Genomic DNA, 18,689 nt, shown 5'->3' with positions numbered 1-18,689 from the left:
CAGCCCTCATCGCGATAATCGCCAATTAGATGAGGATGATCATGGCTAAAACTCCACCCCCGTCGAAATCCAGCAAAGCCAAGGCAAGCGTCAAAGCGAAAGTCACAGCTGCCGACTTGTCGTCTTCAGACATCGGTGGGGAAAGTCCTGAGAAAGCCCCTGCACTGCCCGTCGATGCGGCGATATTGCCGACCTATGCCGAGGCTCAGGGTAGCGGTGGGGAAACCCATCAGGTCGCGGGCGGCGACATCGCAACCCTCACGACCCAGCATGGCATCCCTGTGGCCGATGATCAGAACAGCCTCAAGCAAGGCGCGCGCGGACCTGCCCTGCTTGAGGACGCGCATTTTCGCGAGAAGATGTTCCATTTCGATCATGAACGCATTCCCGAGCGCGTCGTCCACGCGCGCGGATATGGCGCGCACGGTTATTTCGAACTGACCGAGAGCCTTGCTGACGTCACGCGCGCCGATGTGTTTCAGCGGGTCGGAGAGCGTACTCCTGCCTTCGTCCGCTTCTCAACGGTTGCAGGTTCAAAGGGATCGCCCGACCTTGCCCGCGATGTTCGCGGCTTTGCGGTGAAGCTCTACACTCAGGAGGGCAACTGGGATCTGGTCGGCAATAATATCCCAGTTTTCTTCATTCAGGATGCGATCAAGTTCCCTGACCTCATCCATGCCGCCAAGCCCGAACCGGACCGGGATTTCCCTCAGGCGCAGACTGCCCATGACAATTTCTGGGATTTCATCAGCCTGACGCCCGAGAGCATCCACATGATCATGTGGATCATGTCCGATCGGACCATTCCGCGCTCGCTTCGGACGATCGAAGGCTTTGGCGTTCATACCTTCCGGTTCGTGGACTGTGAAGGCAAGTCCACCTTCGTCAAGTTCCATTGGAAGCCCAAACAGGGGCTGCAATCGGTGGTCTGGAACGAGGCGGTGAAGATCAACGGCGCCGATCCCGATTTTCATCGTCGCGACCTTTGGGATGCGATCAATGCTGGCGATTTTCCTGAATGGGAATTGGGCGTCCAGCTTTTCGATGACGCTTTTGCGGATAGTTTCGATTTCGACATTCTCGATGCGACCAAGCTCATTCCGGAGGAACTGGTGCCGGTTCGTATCGTCGGACGGCTGGTGCTCGATCGTGTCGTCGACAATTTCTTCGCCGAGACGGAGCAGGTTGCATTCATGACGCAGAATGTTCCGCCGGGCATCGATTTCTCGAACGATCCGCTCCTGCAGGGACGCAACTTCTCCTATCTCGATACGCAGATCAAACGCCTGGGCAGCACCAACTTCACCCACCTACCCATCAATGCCCCCAAATGTCCGATGGCCCATTTCCAGCAGGACGGTCATATGGCCATGCGCAACCCCAAGGGTCGCGTGAACTATGAGCCCAATAGCTGGGGATCTACTCAAGGTGGCCCCCGCGAAGACCCGGCGCGCGGCTTCACTAGCTTTGCCGAAACGGCCGATGGACCGAAACAGCGTGTACGGTCGGAGAGTTTCGCCGATCATTATAGCCAGGCTCGGCAATTCTTCATCAGCCAGGCTCCGAGCGAACAGAAGCATATCGGCGATGCTCTGGTGTTCGAACTATCGAAGGTCGAACGGCCCGACATACGCTCGCGCACTGTGTCTCATCTCATCCATGTCGATGCGGCGCTGGCTGAGACGGTCGCCGATGGGCTTGGTATCGGTCTGCCTGAAGCCGCGGTCGTCGCGCGCGCCCCTATCGATGATCTGCCACCCTCCAACTCGCTGAGCATAGTCAAGAATGGACCCGACAGCTTCAAGGGTCGCAAACTTGGTATATTGCTGAGCGATGGCACTGATGCAGCCATCTTCAAAGCGCTGCTCAATGCTATCGATGATGAAGGCGCGGTATATGAAGTGATTGCGCCAAAGATCGCGGGCGTGACCTTGTCCGACGGCACTATAGTAGCGGCCAAACATAAGATCGATGGCGGACCTTCCGTCCTGTTCGACGCGGTCGCTATTTTGGTATCTGCGAAAGGCGCTGCTTCTCTGGCTCTTGATGCAGCTGCCAGGGATTTTGTGACCGACGCCTTCGCCCACTGCAAATATATCGGCATCGGCAAGGACGCCGAGGCCATCTTCGTCAAGGCCGGCATAGCGGAAGATCTGGATGAGGCCTGCCTTCCGATCGCAAAACCGTCCGATGCCAAGGCGTTCATCCAGGCTTGCAGGGCCCTGCGTCACTGGCCCCGCGAGGCTGCGGTCGATCTGGATGCTCAGCTGGAAAGCTGAGCTTTTCATCCATCTCTATCGAAGGCCGGCGACAGGCCGGCCCTCCTTGCCAACCTGTAAGGACGACGCCAGATGCGAATCGGCATTATCGCTCACCTTAAATATCCGATTGCCGAGCCATTTGCGGGCGGATTGGAAATGCATACGCATCTCCTCGCCCGGTCGCTGCGGGATCGGGGACATGCCGTAACCATATTCGCCTCTTCGCGATCGGAGCCTGGTCTGGGCCTGGAAGCTATCTGTTCGGAGACGGCGATCAGCACTGTGGGCACGGCGGAGGCGCCGGACGTGGCCTTCTTCAAGGAGCATCATGCCTATCTCAGCCTGATGAGTGAGCTTCGCCATCGGCGTTTTGACGTCATCCACAATAATAGCCTGCATTATATCCCGGTAACGATGGCGGACAGTCTGCCGATGCCGATGGTGACCACGCTGCACACACCGCCTTTTTGCTGGCTCGAGAGCGGCATTCGCCTGTGCCGGGCGCGCAACAACGCGTTCGTCGCTGTTTCCAATGCCGTTGGCGAATTATGGAATCATGTTCTGCCGGTCGACTCGGTTATCATGAACGGCATCGACCTCGATCGCTTCTCATTTAACCCTGCGCCCGACACGGAGGCCTATCTGGTCTGGTATGGACGCATCGTTCCGGAAAAGGGGCTGCACCTCGCGATCGCGGCCGCAAAACAAGTCGGATTGCCACTCAGGATCGCAGGCCCGATCCTCGACGAAGTCTATTTTCGAGAACAGATTGCCCTGCATCTGGGTGCCGACGCCATCCATGTCGGTCACCTCGCGCATGGAGAGCTTGCAAAATTGGTAGCCGGCGCACGCGCTTTCATGTGTACGCCTCTCTGGGAGGAGCCGTACGGGCTGGTCGTGGCCGAGGCGCTTGCCTGCGGCGTGCCGATAGCCGCTTTTACCCGCGGTGCGATACCCGACATTCTGGATGATTCGTGTGGCGTGTTGGCTGTTCCAGATGACGTCGAATCGCTGGCGCGGTCGACCTTGGCAGCGCTGTCGCTTGATCGCCGCGCATGCCGCCGTCGCGCCGAGCAGGTCTGCGACGCTGGCCGTATGATCGATGCCTATGAAGCTCTCTATCGCAGGCTTGTCGTGGGCGGTGACGCTCGGTTGCGACTGGTGGGCAAGACGCGCGAAGATTTGATGCCGCCTGCGCTCACTCAACAATCCAAGACTGTGATGGAAGCCCCGTTACATGGCTGAACCGGCACCCCGCCTTGCCTCACCGGAGTTCGGCACTTCGCCGGTTTCTCTGTGCGTGTGTGTCCCGGCGCGCAATGAAGGTGAGCGGATTGCTACATTGTTGAAAGCTATCGCCGCGCAGTCGTGGCCCGGAATCATCTGCGTCTTGATCGCCGTAAACAATACGACGGACGACAGCCTGGAGAGGATTGGCGAAGCACGAACGCGTCATGCCGGCCGACTGGATATCCGGGCCGTGGTGGCCGAATTCCCGGCGGCTTTGGCGCATGCAGGATCTGCGCGGCGATTAGCCATGACAGAAGGGCTTGGATCCCTTTCCAGCCTTGAGGCAGGAATTCTTGTCAGCACGGATGCGGATGTACGCCCACCTGTCGATTGGCTGAGCAACATTGCGACGGCCTTCAGGCGAGGCGCTGATCTCGTCGGTGGAAGGATCGTCATCGACGAAGTGAATGAGCCTTTGCCGCCATCCGTGACGCAGTTGCAGCGGGCATGGGATGATTATTGGTCGAAGGTGCGCGAGATCGAGGATCGCATCGATCCTGTTGTATGGGACCCGGCGCCGCGACACGGCGATCATACAGGCGCATCCCTCGCCATTCGAGCAGCCTTATATCGCGCTTGTGGCGGCGTTCCGCTCCTTCCAACCGGGGAAGATCGCGCGCTGGTCCGGGCGGCCGTCGCCATGGGGGGCAGGCTGGCGCATCCTGCCGATGTCTATGTCCGTGTCTCACCCAGAACCGAAGGGCGCGCCGAAGGTGGCATGGCAGCGGGAATGCGTGCGCTGTCCAAGGCAGCAGAGTCGAAAAACCCACCCATGGCGCCAGCCTTCGACCATTGGATCGAGCGTGCGACATGGCGCAAATCCATGCGCCAGCGTGCCGATGGCGGTGCGAACATCGCGCACCATGAGGCGTGCCTTCCGCCCATGCCACACGATATGCAACTGGAGGCAGGACGATGAGCCTCCGGCCGATCGGCTATTATGTCCATCATCATGGTGCCGGGCATCTGGCCCGCGCGCGTGCCATCGCCAATGCGTCAGCTGGCCGTGTCGTCCTTCTTGGGACAGGGATTGGTTCACTGGGTATCGATCTTGCCGATGATCGCCTCGACACCGGTGCGTTCAATGGCGCAGATGGATCTCATTTCCGGCCCGACAGCCTGCACTATGCTCCGCTGGATCATCAAGGTATCCGTTCGCGGATCGCGAGGATCGCACGGTGGATCGACATTCATAGGCCCGCCCTCATGGTCATCGATGTGTCTGTTGAGATCGCCATGGTGGCGCGTCTGGCGTCTGTCCCGATTGTCTATGTCCGGTTGAACGGCAATAGGACCGACCGCCCCCATCTGGACGCATTCCAGAGCGCTACGGCGTTGATGGCACCCTTTCATCAGGATCTGGACGTGGCCTCTACCCCGACATGGGTGCGAAAAAAGACGCGCTATCTTCCCGGCATCACAGCAGGCCGGCCAACCCCCACGAGAAATGCCGATCCCACTATCCTGATCGTTGTGGGTCGCGGAGGTCAGTCAGGCGATGGCGAAGCCTTCGCACAGGCCGCCCGATGCTGTCCGCAATGGCATTGGCGGGTGACCGGACCATGCTCGATGCCGCATGATCCTCCCTCGAATCTTGCCATCCTTGGCTGGGTGCAGGATTGCGATCGTGAGATTGCCCGCGCGACCCTGGTGGTTGGGGCAGCCGGCGATGGATTGGTGGGTAGCGTGCTTGCCGCCGATCGCCCTTTCGTCTGCATAGCCCAGGACCGGCCTTATGATGAGCAACGCACGACGGCGCAACGGCTGGGGGAAGTCGGCGCGGCCCTGGTTGTTGATAGTTGGCCTCAGCCTGAGCGGTGGCAACAGCTGATACGCGATACACTGGCATTGTCGCCAGAGGCCCGGCAAAAGCTGCACGATCCCAATGGCGCGCGCAGGGCTGCCGAATGGCTCGACATGGTAGCGGGCGCCACCTGCCCTGGGCAGGAGGAGGCCGCATGAGCATCGCTGATGTAAAGCCGATAGAGAGCAACATGCCGGCGCAGCGGGCGCAAGCCATCGCAGAGCCTCTCGGTAACCTTGGTACACGCTATGATGCCGCTCCGGTATTTCCAATCGAGAGCGTGAAGCTGCTGCGGGGAGCTGGACTGCTGCACCCATTTGCGCCGATCAGTGCTGGCGGCGACATCTTTCCTGACCGTCAGGCTCAATATATGGCCATGATGTCTGTCCTGCGCATCATTGGACGTGCCGACCTTAGCGTCGGGCGGCTGTATGAAGGGCATGTCAACGCGCTTTTGCTGTTCGACTGGTTTGGCACGGCTGTTCAATGCGCGGTCCTGCACCAGCAATTGCACGATGGTGCGCTGTTCGGCGTCTGGGCGACCGAACCACCGCCCGGAGTGCGCCTCGGCGGCGCAAACAACAACTGGACCCTGGACGGTGCCAAATCCTTTGCGACCGGGGCGGGCGGGCTGACCCATGCGATCATCACGGCGCAACCATCGAGTGGTCTAAGGCAGCTTGTCATCGTTCCGGCGGATGAAGCCGCGCGAACGGACCTGTCGCAATGGCGCATGCGGGGCATGCGCGCGACAGGAAGCGGGATGTACGACTTAAGTGGCCTGTCCGTTGGACCCGACGCTCTTCTGGGAAAAGGCGGCGACTATGATCTGGAGCCGGACTTCACGACTGGTGCGTGGCGTTTTACCGCTGTCCAGCTCGGCGGTGTCGAGGCGCTGTTAACCGAGACACGCGCCGCCATGACGACAGCAGCCCGCGAAGATCCGTTGCAGCGTGCCAAATTCGCCGATGCGGTCGTTGCGGCGCGATCTGCTTATCTGTGGGTTCGTGAATGCGCCACCCGCGCAGCGGCGGGTGACGAGGATGGCCCGGCGTTTGCCCGCATGACCCGTGGCGTTGTCGAACGGGCAGCGCTCGACGTTATGGAATTGGCAAGCCGGATCATCGGCACGCGCAGCGCCATCGATGGGCAACGTATCGACAAGATCATCCGGGATCTGAGCGTCTATTTGAGACAGGCCGGACCAGATTATGCAAAGGATCAGGCTGCGATCGCATGGCTCGATCATGATGCCTGGGGCAGCGGAGATATCCTATGGTGATGGGGCGCATCGGCGCACATCCCCTGACAGCAAGGCCATGGCGTGCCCTTCGCTGGCTCGTCATTGCCCCGCACCCTGATGACGAAACGCTGGGTACGGGCGCACTCATCGCCCATATGGCCAAAGCAGGAAAATTCGCTGGACTTGTCTATCTGACCGATGGGTCGGGGTCGCATCCGCTTAAAGACGGGAAAGCAGGCTCGATCGTCGCTGCCCGTCAGCGGGAGGGGCGGCAGGCATTGCGGCGCCTTTCAGGCTTACAAGTCAGAGCGCCCTTATGTCTTGGATGGAAGGACGCTACGCCTGAAGTGCCAGGTTCGGTGCTTTTCGGCAGAAGTTACCGTAAACTTGCTGCGTTGTGCGGACGACTACGCGTAGATGTCCTGGCGACGACTGCCGCTCACGAGCCGCATTGCGACCATTCTGCGGCAGCTGGCCTGGCACATGCCGTCAGGATCAGGTCGCGGGGCCGGATCACCGTCGCTGAATATTGCGTCTGGGGTGAAGCACCTAGTAGCCGAACGCACAAGACGCTTATCACGCCGTCCATGTCGCCGGGCGTCACGCGCAACGCCCTTGCAGCTCATCGCAGCCAGCTTACCGCCTCGCACGGCCTTGGCTTTCGTCTGCCTAGAGACAAGCGATCGATGGCGCCGCACGACCTTCTTTACGTCAGGAAGCGCCCATGAACCGACATCGAACGACCCTGGACCCGGATTATTTCGAATGCATGTTTAGCGGGACGAGCGATCCGTGGGATCTGGAAACCAGCTCTTACGAGCAGGCGAAGTTCGAGGACAGCATAGCGGCACTTGGCGACCGGAACTACGCCAGCGGTTTTGAAGTGGGTTGCGCCAGAGGAATGCTGACCTTGAAACTCAGCGCCTTATGCAAAGCGCTGCTGTCCATCGACGTGAGCGAAACCGCGCTGGCAGCCGCTAAACAGCGCACGGCCCATCTCGATCACGTCACATTCGAGCAAATGGCTTTTCCTCGAACGGCACCCTCCGGGCAGTTCGAATTGATAGTCCTGTCCGAGGTCGCATATTATTGGGACGATATGGACATTGGTCGTGCGGCCGAGTGGCTGGAAGCGCATCTGCTTGTTGGCGGTGACCTTCTGCTCGTGCATTTTACCGGCGAGACCGACTATCCGCAAAGCGGTGACGACGCGGTCGCCAAGCTGTCTGGATCACTGACCAACGCGATGACGGTGGTCACCGCCTGCCGACGGCCACGCTATCGTCTCGATCTGTGGCGGCGTGCCCTGTGAGCATCAGCGTTCTGACCATCGTCAAGAACCGGGAGGGCCATCTTGCCGAACTGGTGGAAGGGTTGAGGCGCAGCGTTGTTCTTCCTGATGAACTTGTCATTGTCGATATGGGCAGCAAGCCTGCCTTGATCGCACCTAAAGCCCCATTCCCGGTTCGCCTTGTTACGCTGGAGCGGATCGGCCTGCCGCTCGCCGCCGCTCGCAACGCTGCGGCGCACACAGCAATGGGCGAGCATCTTCTCTTTCTGGATGTGGACTGCATACCCATGCGCCACCTTTTAGGGGAAATGGACGATGAGCTTGAACGCGCCGACGCACTAATCTGTGCGGAAGCCTTATATCTGGGTCCAACAGACGCTCGTGATGGGTGGGAAGAAGATCATCTCAAGCTATCAGCCAAATCCCATCCCATCCGCGCATTCCCGGCGAAAAGCATTCGGGAGGAGGCCAATGCCGGGCTCTTCTGGTCATTGGTTTTCGGCATCCGTCGGAATCGGTTCACTGACCTGCAAGGTTTTGATGAAGCCTTTGATGGCTATGGCGCGGAGGATACGGACTTTGGCTTCCGGGCGCGGGATTCAGGCGTTCCGCTCCTGTTCAAAGGCGGCGCTGGCGCTTTTCACCAGCATCATGAGGTATTTGACCCTCCACTCCAGCATCTGGAGGACATCGTGCGTAACGCGCAGCTTTTTCGCGATCGCTGGCAATTCTGGCCTATGACAGGGTGGCTCGATGCCTTTGCGAAAATGGGCCTCATCGCCATGACGGACAATCGCATCATCCTGCGCCGGGCAGCTAATGCCGCTGAACTTTCAGGCGCCCGGCGGTCATCTGCGTTCTAGGCATCGAAGGCGGCGGGTTGCCCCGCCGCCACGCATTCAACGTTCCATCGAATGCTTTATGTCGCGAATTTCGTCATGGCCCGCCTTGACTGACGTGTAGGCTGAAACGACGAGCGTCTGCACAGCGGACGAAAGCTCTCGATCTTCGAGCGCATCTTCATATTTCGCCTTGATATGATCTTCGCCAGCCTCGACCTCATTGATGATCGCCTTGTCATCATGGCCAGTAACGACGGATTTGAGGTTGAGGAAAACGCGATGCGCGCCTGCCAGAATGGTGCCGTCATCCTCGGGTTCACCGCCCAGAGAGGAGACGTGCTGCTGGAGCTGCGAAACCAGCTGGCGGCGTTCGCCGGCAAGGCCGTTGAACAGTGTCACGAAGCCAGAATTTTCCGTATTTTTTGCAGCTTCCGTATAGCCTTCGACGCTATCGAGCGTGGTAGCGATCAGGCTGTTGAGCGTTGAAATATCATGGCTGAGTTCGGTCATGGGACATCCTCACTATGGACCCGCCGTCAGACGCGGCTGTCTCGGGATCTGAACGACCAAGGGTCGGGAAAGACCCTTTCTAGAATCGGAAATTAACTTGCGTCAGTGCGATAGTTGGCCAGCACGAAGGCCCCATGAGCGGCGTTGACCAAAGATACGAGATGCACTTTACCTATACACGATAGGCAAATTGCTGAGGGATGACCATGGAACAAAATTACGCGCATGGCCGGCGGGATGGTCTGCGGCTGGCGCTGTCGATCCTGGCGGCAGAAGAAGCAAAATGGGCAACATTGTTGGGAGAAAGCCGATCGTGGCGCACCAATGCCACGCGTGAGGTGCGGTACAAGACGTTGAAAGTCGCGCAACAGCGTCTGCGTACGGCGCTAAACCGCCTCACGCCCAAATCCGATCACACAATCGATCCCGAGGTTGCCTCGGCGCTCGAAGAAATCGGGCTATAATTCTGTCATGACCCACGGCGACATGCCGGCCCGTTCACACGATGCGCGCACCGCTGCCTTGGAACTGCTCGACCGCCGTTCGGACCAGGCAACAATCTGTCCAAGCGAAGTGGCAAGAGCAATCGCCAGCAAAGCCGGCGCGGACCCGACGAGACAGGCCTGGCGTGCGGTAATGCCGGTCGTCCACGCCGCGATCGATCAGATGATGGACGATGGGCTGATCGAACTGAGTTGGAAGGGAAACAACATGCCATCACGCAGCGGCCCCTACCGGATCGGTCGAGCGCACCGCGAGGACTGAACTGCCTTCACCGCATAAGACCGGCGGCGCGAAGAGCATCGTGGATTATTTTTTCGACGCCAGCCTTCCCGGATAATATCGGGCGCGCAGGTTCGGACGGCAACGGTTCCAAACGGCCTATCCTTGGTGCCGGCACATGGGATGCGGCGTCTGGATTTTCTCGTACCGATTGCGCAGAAGTGCGCGCCTCCCTGGCTTCCAGCAAACCCCATGACGCTGCGATCCGGCGTGTCGACGAGATACCAGCCTCCAGCATATGCGGCATCACCGCCCCGCAAGCCTCCGGGCCGGTCGTGGCCAGTGGCGTGCCGTGTCCCATATTGGAGATGCGGTAATCCTCGATTAGCACCCGTCCGGTTCCATCGCGCCATAGCTGATGACGGTGGCCGGCTATCTGTTCGCAAGCGTCCGGTGTCGGCTCGACGTCGTGGACTGACAGCCATTGGGCAAGAATTGCGTCCGCATTGGTGCTGCTGACCGTCGCGTCGGCGCTGCCATGCCATATCGAAATGCTGGGCCACGGGCCTTCATGGTCCGACGCACGACGGACGCGATCGCCCAGTTCTCTGGCGTCATATGCTCCCGCGCCTCGCATGGCTTCGAGTGCCTGCTGAATGTTGGATGCTGACCCGTGCGGCAGACCGGCGATGATCGCACCGCCGGCGAACAATTCCGGATAGCTGGCCAACATGACGGAGGTCATCGCGCCACCTGCGGAAAGGCCAGTCACGAATATGCGTGACGGATCGACATCATATGCGTCAACCATCGTCATGATCATGTGGCGGATGGACAGCGCTTCGCCACGACCGCGCGCATTGTCGGTCGCAGAGAACCAATTGAAACAAAGATTGGGATTATTCGCGCGCTGCTGCTCCGGGAAAAGAAGCAGAAAACCATTCTCGTCGGCCAGCTGGGACCAGCCCGATCCCCGATCATAGCCTCCGGCGTTTTGGGTGCAGCCATGCAATACGACAACGAGCGCCGGCTTCTCGGCCAGGCGCTCAGGCACATAGCTTTTAGCGTTTAATTCGCCGGGATTGGCACCAACTACATGAAGGTCCGCCAAGCGGCTTTGTCCAACGGCATCGTCTTGGGTTAGATGAGACGCTCGCATTGCTGCCAGTCTGGCAATTGTGGCAGATAATCTCGTCATGCGAAAATCTCCTATACGACCTACGCCATCGGATGCTCATTCGAATTTTAATGCTGCACCGCACAATATGGATTTATCTGCCGGGGTTGCAAGGCGCTGATGGAAATTGGCAGGCGCCTGTCTGCTGATGATCCTAGTGGCCGGGTGTGCGGACTGATACAGCCGCGAGGCGCACAGCGCTCAGGAACGCCAAGAGCGCCAGCATGTGTGTTCGAAAGGATAAGGCCCATGTCGATATTCAACGATTTCCTCCGAAATCGCCGCCGGGACCAACTATCCGCAGAGGACCTGGAGGCGTTGGAGGCCAGCGTCCATGCCGTGCAGGATGTGCCGGCTCGCCACAGTCTCGCGGTTTCCAAACAACCGATCGGCTTAAGCACCTATCTGGTTGAAGGTTTCATATGCCGGTACATGGATGATCAGGAGGGTGGGCGTCAGTTGGTTGCGGTGCATGTGGCAGGCGATTTTGTCGACTTGCACGGCTATCCTTTGAAGCGCCTGGATCATGAAGTCGCGACCCTTGGTCCTTGCAGGGTTGCCTATGTGAGGCATGAGGCCATTGATCAGTTGGTCAAGGACCGACCCAATCTGACCAGGCTTCTGTGGTTCAGCACACTCCTGGACGCGGCCATGCATCGTGAATGGATCTTCCGACTGGGGCGGCTTGATGCGGTTGCTCGTGTCGGTCATTTTTTTTGCGAGATCGAAGCGAAATTGCGGGCAGTCAGCTTAAGTGACGGCAAGGGTTTTTCCTGCCCGCTGACCCAAGCCGATATAGGAGAGGCTTGCGGCATGACCTCAGTTCATATCAACCGGATGCTTAAGGAACTGCGAGAGCGCGGACTGATGCAGATGCAGCGCGGCCATGTGACGATAAGCGATCTGGCAGGACTGCGGATGCTCAGTGAGTTTGATCCGTCCTATTTGTTTGTAAACGAATGAAGGAACCGACGGGCCTGGCAAGCGTCGATTGCCGACAAGGCGATGGAGACAACATGCGGCAGCCAGGCGTGTATGAGGAAGGCGGCAAGGCGTTCGCAGAAGAGGGTCAGGTTATGCTGGATGGACCAGATGGGGTTGCAGTCAGCATGACTCCGCAAGCTGCGGAGGATACCGCCAGAGAACTTCTCCGGGCAGCAGTGGAGGCCAAGAGCCAGATTTCATTACGAGATAGGAATGATGATCGGAGACAATTTTCCGTTCCGCAGAAGATATCGCAAGCTCGCAAGATCGACCCATTGGAGACATTCATGACCGAATTTCTCGCCCCCGATTCCAGTCAGTCCGCTTCTTCACACTGGCACGGGTTGGAGGTGCTGCCTGGCCACATTTTTCACAGCATCGGTCATGGCTTGTAGGGTTTGGGCATGGAGACGGGATCCCGTCCAAAAGAGCGGGACGTCCATTGTGTCTGCCGGCACCAACTCGACCAGAGTGCCTGCATTGATATGCGGTTTTGCCAATGTTTTCGGTTGGAGCCCCCAACCAAGACCGGCGCAGGCGAGGTCGATAAATCCCTGTGTCGATGGAATCCAATGCGTTGGTGCATTCATTTCCGCGTCGAAGGCGGCTTTAGCCCACCTCGCCTGAAGCTGGTCTTTCCTGTTGAAGCGCATGACTGGCGCTAGGTTCAAACCGTCCCTGTCTATCCCGGTCGGGAAATATCGAGCGACGAAGTCCGGGCTGGCACAAGCGACATAGATGAGCGATCCCAGTGCAATCGTCCTGCATCCTGCAACCGGTTCCGGGTCGGAAGTAACGACAGCAAGCACTTCTCCGGTCCGCAGCTGATCGGCCGTGTGTCCTTCATCCTCAAGCGTCAATTCCACCAGCATGCCGGTCGTTCGGGCAAAGTCCGCTATGGCATATGGAAACCATGTGGCAAGGGTGTCCGCATTGACCGCAATGCTCAAAGATGGGCGGGAGCCATCCTGCATTCCATTGGCAAAATTCATCGGAAGGTCTGCTTCAAGCAGACGCACTTTGTCGAAATGTGAACATAGCTCCCGGCCTTGATCTGTAGCCGTACAGGGTTGCCCGCGAACGATGAGGGCAATCCCCAGCCGTTCTTCAAATCCTCTGACCCGCTGCGAAACCGCAGAGGGCGTGATCTTGAGCAGAGCGGCGGCTTTTTCGAAGCTGCCTTCGCGCACCACGGCAGCGACAGCCGACAGAGAGGGATAGTCCAGCATGATGAAGTATTGCTTCATCGAGATTAGAATAACAAGTTATGCTAAACCGCGCACATGCCGGATATGGAGAGCATGACTTACATATTTGCTCCCTTTTTCTCCGGTTTCCTGCTGTCCGCCGCATTGATCATGGCGATCGGTGCCCAAAATCTGTTTGTGCTCCGACAGGGGCTTAAGCGCGAGCATGTCGGGCCAGTCGTCCTGTTCTGCGGCAGCGCAGACGCTCTGCTGATAGTGGCGGGCGTTGCAGGCGTCGGCGCCTTTCTGGCAGCTATCCCGCAACTGACGCTATTTTTAACAATCGGCGGCGCGGCTTTTCTAGGCTGGTACGGTCTCAAAGCGTTGCGACGCATGGCCGCGCCCGAAGCTATGGCAGTAGCCTCCAACGGCAGCATAAGCCTTGGCGGGGCGATTGCCGCGACGGCTGGCTTCACCTTTCTCAATCCGCACGTCTATCTTGATACGGTCTTGCTGATGGGCGCGGCAGGGTCGGCTCAGCCTCCTGCGCTGCGGCCGATCTTTGTAGCAGGGGCTGTTTCTGCCAGTTTCACATGGTTCACCGCTCTGGGCTACGGTGCCCGCTTGCTTGTGCCGCTGTTCGCCCGTCCCATGGCCTGGCGCGTGCTGGATGCTATCGTCGGGGTCACCATGCTTTCCCTCGCGGCATCGTTGCTGATGCGCACCTTCGGCTGACGGGTCACGCCATGTATAGCCCTCCCGCTTTCCGCGAAGATCGCATCGAAATCCTCCATAAAGCGATCGCTGCCTATCCGCTCGCCATGCTTGTGACATCGGGCGCTAGCGGCATCAGCGCCAACCTCATTCCTTTCACGTTGCAATCCGATGCTGGCGAACTAGGGGTTTTGCGGGCACATCTGGCGAAGGCAAATTCGCAGCTTGCGGACCTTCGCGGGGACGTTGAAGCGCTGGTAATCTTTCAGGGACCGCAGGCCTATGTCTCGCCATCCTGGTATCCCACCAAGCGGCTGCATGGCAAAGTCGTACCAACCTGGAATTATGTCATGGTGCAGGCGAGAGGGCGGCCGGTCATCATTGACGACCCCGACTGGCTCAGGATGCAGATCGATGCTCTGACCGGGCAGCAGGAGCAATATCAGCCCGAGCCATGGTCGGTGAATGATGCGCCGGCAGACTATGTCGATAGCCAATTGAAAGGCATCACCGGCATCGAAATCGCGATCGAACGAATCGAAGGCAAGTGGAAGGCCAGCCAAAACCACCCGGCCTCGAATAAGGCCGGTGTGGTCGACGGATTGATGGCCCAGCACCTAGGCTCGCCGATGGCTCTGGTCATGTACAGCCTTGCAGATAGCAAGGCATGACAATCAACACTTTCCACGCAAGTTACGTCGAATGACACATGGTGCCCATGCGCCTCGACGCTATCATTTGCTTCTTATCGTCAGGAACGCTGCATGACACGCTGGCCGCTCATTTCTTCCGCCGTTTTACTCGCTGTCGTGATGGTCGCGCGTGGAGACGCCGTGCCAACAAAGAAGTCGGCCTGGAATGGCACTGCGGCTGCTGCCTATCTGGACAACCGCCTCACCTGGTGGCGTCAATGGCCGAAGGCCGAGCGCGACCATGGCACGCGCTGTGTTTCTTGTCATACATCGTTGCCGCATGTCCTCGCCATGCCATCGCTACGAAGCCAGTCAGGCAAGCAACGGCAAAGCGTCGACGAGATGGCGATGTTCGATGATGTGGTAAAGCGTGTCTATCTTTGGGATGAGGTAGAGCCCTTCTATCCCGACCAGACGCGTGGCGTGCCCAAGTCGGCGGAATCTCGCGGCGTCGAAGCCGTTCTCAACGCGCTGATACTGGCGACACGCGATCAGGAACGCGGCCACCTTGGACCCGATACGCGACAGGCCTTCGCCAACATGTGGGGCGTGCAGATGAAGGCCGGCGATCAGAAGGGCGGCTTTACTTGGCTCAACTTCCGGCTGGAACCCTTCGAATCCCCGACAGCGACCTATTGGGGGGCGACATTGGCCGCCTTGGCTGTCGCGCGTGCGCCCGACGGGTATGCCGCCGATCCGGCGGTGGCTCCGCAGATTGAAGCACTGCGCGCCTATTTGCGCCAAGGCATCGGCGGCTCGCTTTATTCCCGCGCACTTATCCTGTGGGCTGACAGCCAACTTGGCGATGTATTAGCACCGGATCAGCGGACGAAGGTCATTTCGGAACTGGTCGCTTGCCAGCAAGCAGACGGCGGATGGAATTTACCAAGCCTGTCGACTTGGCAGAGGATCGACGGCTCCAGCCTCCCGCAGGAGAGCGACGGATATGCCACCGCCATAGTAGCGGTCATTCTGCGGGAAGGGGGAGGACCGACCAGCGCGGCGGCGCTCAAACAGGCACAGGCTTGGCTGGCGGCTCATCAAGGCAATGACGGCTCTGTAACGGCAAAGTCGATCAACAAGGACCGCAAGCCTGAGACGGACGCCTATCTTTTCATGACCGACGAAGCGACCGGCATGGCTGCACTTGCCATGCGCCGTTAGAGATCGGCAGGCATAGGTCGACCCATTCTTGCTGTTCCTGAGCCGGATTTCGATCCTCAGGTCCGGACCGGTAGCTATTCCGGCGGCTGTCACCAAGACTCGCCGTTTGGCTGGCATAAACCTCGCCGCTGCAACGTTTGCCTCTACGAACGTGATATTACCCTGCGGCCTTATCCGTCACCTGTGGCGGTGGAGGGTCAGGCGTGAAGCAGGTCTCGTATTTGCTTGACGAGAGCAGCTTGAGCCCAAGGCTTGGTCACAAATTTCCCCTCTGCCGGCAATTGTGCCTCACATATCCGATGATGACCGGAGGTGAGTAGAACGGGCATATCCGGCCATCGCTCATGCACGACGTGAGCGAGGTCTAGCCCACTCATGCTGCCGGGCATGTCGACGTCCGAAAACAGGAGATCGACATCGTCCAGCCCATCCAGGATTACCAATGCCTCGTCCGCATCAGCCGCCTCGAGGACCGCAAATCCTGCGTCCTCGAGTATGTCGATGCCGTGCATCCGCACGAGCGCGTCATCTTCCACTACGAGAACGGTGAGCACTGCCCGGTCTACTGCCATGATTGGAGTTCCTTCCGGGAGAATGCCCAATAATCCTGAATGCCTGAGATCATTCGAGGTTCAAAATAAAAACGATGGAATGTGATGGTCGCTCAAATATCCAACGGCATGGTGAAAACGAAGGTCGTCGCCTTCACATCCGACCGCGCAACAAGCATACCCTCATGAGCCCGCGCGATTTCCGCCGCGATATGCAGCCCAAGGCCAAGGCCGTGTTTGACCCGGTCATCGCCACGGAAGAAGGGCTGAAATAGCCTTTCCAGGACTTGCGGCGGGATGGGCTCACCGCCGTTGGAAACAGCGATCACCAGTTCGCTCCGCGACGTGGACGCGTCCACCATGATCGGCTGGTCCTTGGCGCCGTGGGTCAGCGCATTACCCAACAGGTTGGATAGCAGCTGCCCGATCCGCATCCGATCGCAATCGACCGGATCCGCCAGCTCATAGCGCGTTTCGATAGTCGGCTTGGGGTAGACGGACTGCAGTTCCGCTACCACTTGGCGCAGAACCGGTTCCAGCGGTTCCCGGGCGTTTCGATCAAGTGTGATGCCACCGCCCAGCCGGCCCCGCGCAAAGTCGAGCACATTGTCGATAAGGGCGTTTGCACGCAGGATGCTCCCGCTCATCAATTCAACGACCCTTGCTCCCCTTTGGCTGATCGTCTCCTTGGCCAGCATATGGATACCGCTCGCGATCGATGCGATCGGGTTGCGCAGATCATGACCGAGTACCGCTATGAATTGCTCCTGCAGTTCGGAAGTGGCGCGCTCACTGACGATGGTCGCCTCGGCTTTGTCTCGGGCTTCCAGCAATCCCTGCTCATATTGCCGACGCTGCGTGGCCCGGAACACCGCGAACAATATCTGGACATGCTCGCCGTCGTGGAGTCCGCCCGTGGCATTTACAAGGACGGGAAGCTTGGCCCCCTGATCGTCGACCAGATCGAGCGCCACTTCGTTGAAGCTACCCGCCATATGCAGCGTGGGAGCAAAATGCGTTTCGTAGAAAATCTTGCCTGCGATGGACAGCAGATCCGAGAAACGTTTGCCGACAAGCTGTTCGGCCGGCCGGCCGGTCCAGGCCGCAAAGGTCTCATTGGCGCGAATGATGCGGCCATTTCTCTCTGCCAGCACATATCCACATGGGGCAACGTCGAAAAGGCGCTCGAAATCTATTCCGGCTTCCCGTTGCGCGGCTGACGCTCCGGCCTCGACTTCAGACAAAGGCTTTGATCGCAGCGATCGTCTCAGCTGGCGCGCTCAGGTTTGGGCAATGGCCGTTGGCATCAAGCAGCACCAGCTCGCTGCCGGGAATGGATTGCTGAACGAACGCGCCGACGCTCTCCGGCGCGATCACATCGTCACGGCACTGAAGGATCAACACTCGCGCATCGATTGGCCCCAGATCGGCGCGGTTGTTCGACATGAAGGTCGTGCGCGCAAAGCGTTTTGCGATTTCCGGATCTGTACGGCAGAAACTGGCGGCCAGTTCCTCGCTCAGCTCAGGCCGGTCGGGGTTGCCCATAATGGTGGGCGCCATAGCCTGCGACCATCCAAGATGATTGGTGTCCAGGAAGTCCAGCAGTTCCACGATCTGGTCCTCGCTGAACCCACCAACATAATCGCCATCGTCGATATAACGGGGTGAGGGGCCTACCAGTATGAGTGTTGAAAAGAGCCCGGGCGCTTTGCGCGCTGCAATCAAGCCGATCATCGCACTGACCGAGTGGCCGACAAACACGCCATCGGAAATGCCAAGCTCCGTTGCCAGCGCGACGACGTCGTCGGCATATCCCTCCAGCGACGCATATTTTTGCGGGTCATAGGCTGTGAGATCGGACGCGCCTGCTCCGACATAATCGAAGACTATGGTCTGGAAGTCCTGCTCGAATGCCGGCGCTACGTAGCGCCACATATTCTGGTCGCAGCCAAAGCCATGGGCGAACAGCATCGCGCGCGCTCCGGTGCCGGCCGCGCGAGCATTGAGCCGCTTCGCCATGGCGGCAGGTTGACCAAGGACGCTCAAAACGCGGCAGGCGACAACAGGAAGAGATACTCGGTCATGAGGCTGCGTGTACACTCGCGGAATCAATTAGACGATCAAGGCGCAACGAGGGGGTACGCGATGAGATGCCGGTGATAGCATAATCCGAACAGCGCAACCACGCAGATCGACGATGAGAGAGCCGGGTTTTTGGCATTTGATGAACTGGCTCCGTCGGACAGAACGGAAGTA

The 18,689-nt window shown here is 59.0% G+C and carries 20 protein-coding genes; 14 read left to right on the top strand and 6 right to left on the bottom strand.

The annotated features are described in order from the left end of the window. The first annotated feature begins 41 nt into the window (after window positions 1-41). The 8 genes from K9B33_RS13320 to K9B33_RS13285 all read left to right on the top strand — a co-directional run bounded on the left by K9B33_RS13320 (window position 42) and on the right by K9B33_RS13285 (window position 8,752). Window positions 42-2,279 carry a catalase gene (locus K9B33_RS13320; RefSeq protein ID WP_224549402.1) on the top strand — a complete coding sequence of 746 codons (2,238 nt, stop codon included), beginning with the start codon at window positions 42-44 and terminating at the stop codon, window positions 2,277-2,279. A gap of 72 nt (window positions 2,280-2,351) precedes the next feature. Continuing rightward, window positions 2,352-3,506 carry a glycosyltransferase family 4 protein gene (locus K9B33_RS13315; RefSeq protein ID WP_224549401.1) on the top strand — a complete coding sequence of 385 codons (1,155 nt, stop codon included), beginning with the start codon at window positions 2,352-2,354 and terminating at the stop codon, window positions 3,504-3,506. Beyond that, window positions 3,499-4,470: a glycosyltransferase gene (locus K9B33_RS13310; protein ID WP_224549400.1), complete on the top strand. Its 972-nt coding sequence runs from the start codon at window positions 3,499-3,501 to the stop codon at window positions 4,468-4,470. The genes K9B33_RS13315 and K9B33_RS13310 overlap by 8 nt, the downstream gene beginning before the upstream one ends. Continuing rightward, window positions 4,467-5,513: a glycosyltransferase gene (locus K9B33_RS13305; protein ID WP_224549399.1), complete on the top strand. Its 1,047-nt coding sequence runs from the start codon at window positions 4,467-4,469 to the stop codon at window positions 5,511-5,513. The genes K9B33_RS13310 and K9B33_RS13305 overlap by 4 nt, the downstream gene beginning before the upstream one ends. After that, window positions 5,510-6,637, top strand: coding sequence for an acyl-CoA dehydrogenase family protein (locus K9B33_RS13300; protein WP_224549398.1), 1,128 nt, complete (start codon window positions 5,510-5,512; stop codon window positions 6,635-6,637). Before K9B33_RS13305 ends, K9B33_RS13300 begins: the two co-directional genes overlap by 4 nt. Then, on the top strand, window positions 6,631-7,326 hold the full coding sequence (locus K9B33_RS13295) for a PIG-L family deacetylase (protein ID WP_318011132.1): 696 nt from the start codon (window positions 6,631-6,633) through the stop codon (window positions 7,324-7,326). The genes K9B33_RS13300 and K9B33_RS13295 overlap by 7 nt, the downstream gene beginning before the upstream one ends. Next, window positions 7,323-7,910 carry an SAM-dependent methyltransferase gene (locus K9B33_RS13290; RefSeq protein ID WP_224549397.1) on the top strand — a complete coding sequence of 196 codons (588 nt, stop codon included), beginning with the start codon at window positions 7,323-7,325 and terminating at the stop codon, window positions 7,908-7,910. Before K9B33_RS13295 ends, K9B33_RS13290 begins: the two co-directional genes overlap by 4 nt. Beyond that, entirely contained in the window at window positions 7,907-8,752 is an 846-nt protein-coding gene (locus K9B33_RS13285) for a glycosyltransferase family 2 protein (RefSeq protein ID WP_224549396.1), read from the top strand. Before K9B33_RS13290 ends, K9B33_RS13285 begins: the two co-directional genes overlap by 4 nt. A gap of 36 nt (window positions 8,753-8,788) precedes the next feature. Here K9B33_RS13285 and K9B33_RS13280 read toward each other — a convergent pair whose 3' ends face one another. Continuing rightward, window positions 8,789-9,241, bottom strand: a complete 453-nt coding sequence (locus tag K9B33_RS13280; protein WP_224549395.1) for a PA2169 family four-helix-bundle protein — start codon at window positions 9,239-9,241, stop codon at window positions 8,789-8,791. Window positions 9,242-9,447: 206 nt separating this feature from the next. On the opposite strand from K9B33_RS13280, the gene K9B33_RS13275 reads away from it, so the two are divergent. Continuing rightward, a complete protein-coding gene (locus K9B33_RS13275; RefSeq protein ID WP_224549394.1) occupies window positions 9,448-9,705 on the top strand; it encodes a hypothetical protein in 258 nt (85 codons plus the stop codon). Between the two features lie 7 nt (window positions 9,706-9,712). Next, window positions 9,713-10,006, top strand: a complete 294-nt coding sequence (locus tag K9B33_RS13270; protein ID WP_224549392.1) for a DUF3253 domain-containing protein — start codon at window positions 9,713-9,715, stop codon at window positions 10,004-10,006. A gap of 7 nt (window positions 10,007-10,013) precedes the next feature. Here K9B33_RS13270 and K9B33_RS13265 read toward each other — a convergent pair whose 3' ends face one another. Continuing rightward, window positions 10,014-11,075 carry a PHB depolymerase family esterase gene (locus K9B33_RS13265; RefSeq protein WP_318011131.1) on the bottom strand — a complete coding sequence of 354 codons (1,062 nt, stop codon included), beginning with the start codon at window positions 11,073-11,075 and terminating at the stop codon, window positions 10,014-10,016. 315 nt (window positions 11,076-11,390) lie between these two features. Here K9B33_RS13265 and K9B33_RS13260 point away from each other — a divergent pair, with 315 nt between their 5' ends. Continuing rightward, window positions 11,391-12,104: a Crp/Fnr family transcriptional regulator gene (locus K9B33_RS13260; RefSeq protein ID WP_224549388.1), complete on the top strand. Its 714-nt coding sequence runs from the start codon at window positions 11,391-11,393 to the stop codon at window positions 12,102-12,104. 350 nt (window positions 12,105-12,454) lie between these two features. On the opposite strand, the gene K9B33_RS13255 is transcribed toward K9B33_RS13260, so the two are convergent. Further along, window positions 12,455-13,354: a LysR family transcriptional regulator ArgP gene (locus K9B33_RS13255; protein WP_224549386.1), complete on the bottom strand. Its 900-nt coding sequence runs from the start codon at window positions 13,352-13,354 to the stop codon at window positions 12,455-12,457. Between the two features lie 72 nt (window positions 13,355-13,426). Between K9B33_RS13255 and K9B33_RS13250 the strand changes: the two genes are divergently transcribed. From K9B33_RS13250 to K9B33_RS13240, 3 genes are all read left to right on the top strand, one after another. After that, a complete protein-coding gene (locus K9B33_RS13250) occupies window positions 13,427-14,047 on the top strand; it encodes a LysE/ArgO family amino acid transporter (RefSeq protein WP_224549384.1) in 621 nt (206 codons plus the stop codon). 11 nt (window positions 14,048-14,058) lie between these two features. Further along, window positions 14,059-14,697 carry an FMN-binding negative transcriptional regulator gene (locus K9B33_RS13245; RefSeq protein ID WP_224549382.1) on the top strand — a complete coding sequence of 213 codons (639 nt, stop codon included), beginning with the start codon at window positions 14,059-14,061 and terminating at the stop codon, window positions 14,695-14,697. Between the two features lie 93 nt (window positions 14,698-14,790). Beyond that, window positions 14,791-15,882 (top strand): hypothetical protein, encoded by a 1,092-nt coding sequence (locus tag K9B33_RS13240; protein ID WP_224549380.1) that lies wholly within the window; start codon window positions 14,791-14,793, stop codon window positions 15,880-15,882. A gap of 197 nt (window positions 15,883-16,079) precedes the next feature. Here the strand turns inward: K9B33_RS13240 and K9B33_RS13235 are convergent, their stop codons facing one another. The 3 genes from K9B33_RS13235 to K9B33_RS13225 all read right to left on the bottom strand — a co-directional run bounded on the left by K9B33_RS13235 (window position 16,080) and on the right by K9B33_RS13225 (window position 18,452). After that, window positions 16,080-16,454 carry a response regulator gene (locus K9B33_RS13235; protein WP_224549378.1) on the bottom strand — a complete coding sequence of 125 codons (375 nt, stop codon included), beginning with the start codon at window positions 16,452-16,454 and terminating at the stop codon, window positions 16,080-16,082. Window positions 16,455-16,546: 92 nt separating this feature from the next. Further along, window positions 16,547-17,677, bottom strand: a complete 1,131-nt coding sequence (locus K9B33_RS13230) for a PAS domain-containing sensor histidine kinase (RefSeq protein ID WP_224549377.1) — start codon at window positions 17,675-17,677, stop codon at window positions 16,547-16,549. Further along, window positions 17,670-18,452: an alpha/beta fold hydrolase gene (locus K9B33_RS13225; RefSeq protein WP_224549376.1), complete on the bottom strand. Its 783-nt coding sequence runs from the start codon at window positions 18,450-18,452 to the stop codon at window positions 17,670-17,672. The genes K9B33_RS13230 and K9B33_RS13225 overlap by 8 nt, the downstream gene beginning before the upstream one ends. Window positions 18,453-18,689: the final 237 nt, after the last annotated feature.

The organism is Sphingobium sp. 3R8, assembly GCF_020166615.1.
In the GTDB taxonomy this organism is placed as follows: Bacteria; Pseudomonadota; Alphaproteobacteria; order Sphingomonadales; family Sphingomonadaceae; genus Sphingobium; species Sphingobium bisphenolicum.
This window is presented reverse-complemented; position numbering and strand designations above follow the sequence as displayed.

Coding starts and splice junctions, on each gene's coding strand:
- K9B33_RS13245 (WP_224549382.1), top strand. CDS start 14,059: ATGTATAGCCCTCCCGCTTTCCGCGAAGATCGCATCGAAATCCTCCAT.
- K9B33_RS13275 (WP_224549394.1), top strand. CDS start 9,448: ATGGAACAAAATTACGCGCATGGCCGGCGGGATGGTCTGCGGCTGGCG.
- K9B33_RS13290 (WP_224549397.1), top strand. CDS start 7,323: ATGAACCGACATCGAACGACCCTGGACCCGGATTATTTCGAATGCATG.
- K9B33_RS13255 (WP_224549386.1), bottom strand. CDS start 13,354: ATGCTGGACTATCCCTCTCTGTCGGCTGTCGCTGCCGTGGTGCGCGAA.
- K9B33_RS13315 (WP_224549401.1), top strand. CDS start 2,352: ATGCGAATCGGCATTATCGCTCACCTTAAATATCCGATTGCCGAGCCA.
- K9B33_RS13240 (WP_224549380.1), top strand. CDS start 14,791: ATGACACGCTGGCCGCTCATTTCTTCCGCCGTTTTACTCGCTGTCGTG.
- K9B33_RS13235 (WP_224549378.1), bottom strand. CDS start 16,454: ATGGCAGTAGACCGGGCAGTGCTCACCGTTCTCGTAGTGGAAGATGAC.
- K9B33_RS13310 (WP_224549400.1), top strand. CDS start 3,499: ATGGCTGAACCGGCACCCCGCCTTGCCTCACCGGAGTTCGGCACTTCG.
- K9B33_RS13300 (WP_224549398.1), top strand. CDS start 5,510: ATGAGCATCGCTGATGTAAAGCCGATAGAGAGCAACATGCCGGCGCAG.
- K9B33_RS13225 (WP_224549376.1), bottom strand. CDS start 18,452: ATGGCGAAGCGGCTCAATGCTCGCGCGGCCGGCACCGGAGCGCGCGCG.
- K9B33_RS13320 (WP_224549402.1), top strand. CDS start 42: ATGGCTAAAACTCCACCCCCGTCGAAATCCAGCAAAGCCAAGGCAAGC.
- K9B33_RS13260 (WP_224549388.1), top strand. CDS start 11,391: ATGTCGATATTCAACGATTTCCTCCGAAATCGCCGCCGGGACCAACTA.
- K9B33_RS13280 (WP_224549395.1), bottom strand. CDS start 9,241: ATGACCGAACTCAGCCATGATATTTCAACGCTCAACAGCCTGATCGCT.
- K9B33_RS13250 (WP_224549384.1), top strand. CDS start 13,427: ATGACTTACATATTTGCTCCCTTTTTCTCCGGTTTCCTGCTGTCCGCC.
- K9B33_RS13295 (WP_318011132.1), top strand. CDS start 6,631: ATGGTGATGGGGCGCATCGGCGCACATCCCCTGACAGCAAGGCCATGG.
- K9B33_RS13305 (WP_224549399.1), top strand. CDS start 4,467: ATGAGCCTCCGGCCGATCGGCTATTATGTCCATCATCATGGTGCCGGG.
- K9B33_RS13270 (WP_224549392.1), top strand. CDS start 9,713: ATGACCCACGGCGACATGCCGGCCCGTTCACACGATGCGCGCACCGCT.